This window comes from Vibrio ruber DSM 16370 (assembly GCF_900163965.1).
GTDB classification, from domain to species: Bacteria; Pseudomonadota; Gammaproteobacteria; order Enterobacterales; family Vibrionaceae; genus Vibrio; species Vibrio ruber.
The window spans coordinates 1-2,900 of record NZ_FULE01000066.1 but is presented as its reverse complement, the minus strand read 5'-3'; the positions used below and the strand labels follow the sequence as shown (position 1 = coordinate 2,900).

General features: G+C 44.9%; 1 protein-coding gene and 1 rRNA gene. Both read left to right on the top strand.

Going from position 1 to position 2,900, the window contains the following annotated elements; translation table 11 throughout:
* Positions 1-2,155, top strand: a 2,155-nt coding sequence (gene clpB, locus VR7878_RS19255) for an ATP-dependent chaperone ClpB (protein ID WP_077337607.1), incomplete at its 5' end; no start/stop codon positions are given.
* A gap of 576 nt (positions 2,156-2,731) precedes the next feature.
* Positions 2,732-2,900: ribosomal RNA gene (locus tag VR7878_RS19250) — 16S ribosomal RNA — on the top strand; the annotation flags it as partial.

Below are 2,900 nucleotides of genomic sequence, written 5' to 3'. Positions count from 1 at the left end.
CGAAAAAATTCGTGGCGGGCAGAAAATTAATGACCCGAATGCGGAAGAGCTACGTCAGGCACTTGAGAAATATACTATTGATCTCACCGAGCGTGCGGAACAGGGCAAACTGGATCCCGTCATTGGCCGCGATGATGAGATCAGACGGACGATTCAGGTTCTTCAACGTCGGACCAAGAATAACCCGGTGATTATTGGTGAACCCGGTGTGGGTAAAACCGCGATTGTTGAAGGGTTAGCACAGCGGATTATCAATAGTGAGGTGCCAGAAGGGCTTCGTGGTCGTCGGGTACTTTCCCTCGATATGGGAGCTCTGGTGGCCGGAGCGAAATATCGGGGTGAGTTTGAAGAACGTTTGAAATCAGTTCTGAATGAGCTTGCTAAAGAAGAAGGGAATGTGATTCTGTTCATTGATGAACTGCATACGATGGTCGGTGCCGGTAAGGGTGAAGGATCTATGGATGCCGGGAACATGTTGAAGCCGGCACTAGCCAGAGGAGAACTTCACTGTGTTGGTGCCACAACCTTGGATGAATACCGCCAGTATATTGAAAAGGATGCGGCACTTGAACGTCGTTTCCAGAAGGTATTGGTCTCTGAACCGACTGTTGAAGATACAGTCGCGATCTTGCGTGGTTTGAAGGAACGTTATGAGCTCCATCACCACGTTGAAATTACGGATCCGGCGATTGTATCGGCAGCAAGCCTCTCTCACCGTTACATCTCAGATCGACAGCTGCCTGATAAGGCGATTGATTTAATTGATGAAGCGGCTTCAAGCATTCGTTTGCAAATCGATTCAAAACCAGAAGCACTGGATAAGTTAGAACGCAGAATTGTGCAGTTGAAAATCGAGCAACAGGCTCTCAGTAACGAACACGATGATGCCAGTGAAAAACGGCTCAATATTCTCAATGATGAACTGCAAGAGAAAGAGCGAGAATATGCCGAGTTAGAAGAGATCTGGAACGCTGAAAAAGCAGCACTTTCAGGGACTCAGCATATTAAATCTGAACTGGAACAGGCTCGTTTGGATCTCGAAGTTGCTCGCAGAGCGACGGATCTGAATCGTATGTCGGAACTTCAGTATGGTCGGATTCCCGAATTGGAGAAACAACTGGATCTTGCTGCTCAGGCTGAAATGCAGGAAATGACATTACTGAAAAATAAAGTCACGGATACTGAAATTGCAGAGGTTTTGTCACGCCAGACGGGTATCCCTGTTTCAAAAATGCTTGAAGCTGAAAAAGAAAAACTGCTGCGTATGGAAGATGCGCTGCATAAACGGGTTATCGGACAAGGAGAAGCCGTTGAGGTGGTATCCAATGCGATACGCCGTAGTCGGGCTGGTTTGTCGGATCCGAACCGACCAATTGGTTCATTCCTATTCTTGGGACCAACTGGGGTCGGGAAAACCGAACTGTGTAAAACACTCGCCAACTTTATGTTTGACAGTGATGATGCCATGGTTCGGATCGATATGTCCGAATTTATGGAGAAACACTCGGTCGCACGCTTGGTCGGGGCGCCTCCCGGCTATGTCGGATATGAAGAAGGTGGTTACCTGACCGAAGCGGTGCGTAGAAAACCTTACTCTGTCATTTTGTTGGATGAGGTTGAAAAAGCACATGCAGACGTGTTCAACATTTTGCTTCAGGTACTCGATGATGGGCGTTTAACTGATGGTCAGGGACGAACTGTTGATTTTCGTAATACCGTTGTGATCATGACTTCTAATTTAGGTTCATCACAGATTCAGGAACATTTTAAAGAACTGAATTATGACAGTATGAAAGCACAAGTTATGGATGTGGTCAGTAAACATTTCCGGCCTGAATTCCTAAACCGGATTGATGAATGCGTTGTATTCCACCCACTGGGTAAAGGGCAGATTAAGTCGATTGCATCGATTCAAATTGAGCATTTGCGTCGGCGAATGCAGGAAAAAGACTATGATCTGAAAGTTGAAGATGCTGCATTAGAATTAATTGCCCAAGTTGGTTATGACCCTGTTTATGGTGCAAGGCCACTAAAACGAGCCATACAGCAATCGGTAGAAAATCCACTGGCGAAATCTATTCTCAGCGGAGAATTACTACCGGGGGTACCGATCCGTCTTTCAGTAGAAGATAGCCAGATCGTGATGTCACAGTAGGCCGGATTGACATAATAAAAAACAAGAGGTGCCAAATGGCGCCTCTTCTCGTGAGTGAGCACTAAAAATAAGTGATCATTCGAATAAAAATGCTAAAAATTTAATCGCTTCGATTGATATTTAATCTGTTGGACGAAAAAAGAAAGAATTTATCGTTTTTGCTATTGCCAAGTTTAATTAACCCCATATAATGCGCCTCGTTGTCTCGGGACTGAGTCACGATTCAACGACGGATTTTGAGTTTTAAAGGCTCGAAAAAAGAGAATAAAAAAGTGTTTGACACCAAGATTTATCTCGCTAAAATGTCCGTCCGCTTCAAGTGCTAAACAAATGCTTTGAGGCTCAGCTCTTTAACAATATAGACCAATCAATCTGTGTGGGCACTCGTCGATAAATATCCAAAAAGATTTTATCAGTGAATCGAGTGACCAAATCAAGTTGGATACAGGCAACTGTGATTCAATAAGAGCACAGTCAATTCAACATTACTTATGTAATGTCACTTTTTGCGTCTGCTTTTAAGCAGAGACAAAAAGCAGTATTCATTGAGCCGACACTTTGGTGTCACAAAAACTTTAATTGAAGAGTTTGATCATGGCTCAGATTGAACGCTGGCGGCAGGCCTAACACATGCAAGTCGAGCGGAAACGAGAGAAAGCTTGCTTTCTCGGCGTCGAGCGGCGGACGGGTGAGTAAAGTCTGGGAAATTGCCCTGATGTGGGGGATAACCATTGGAAACGATGGC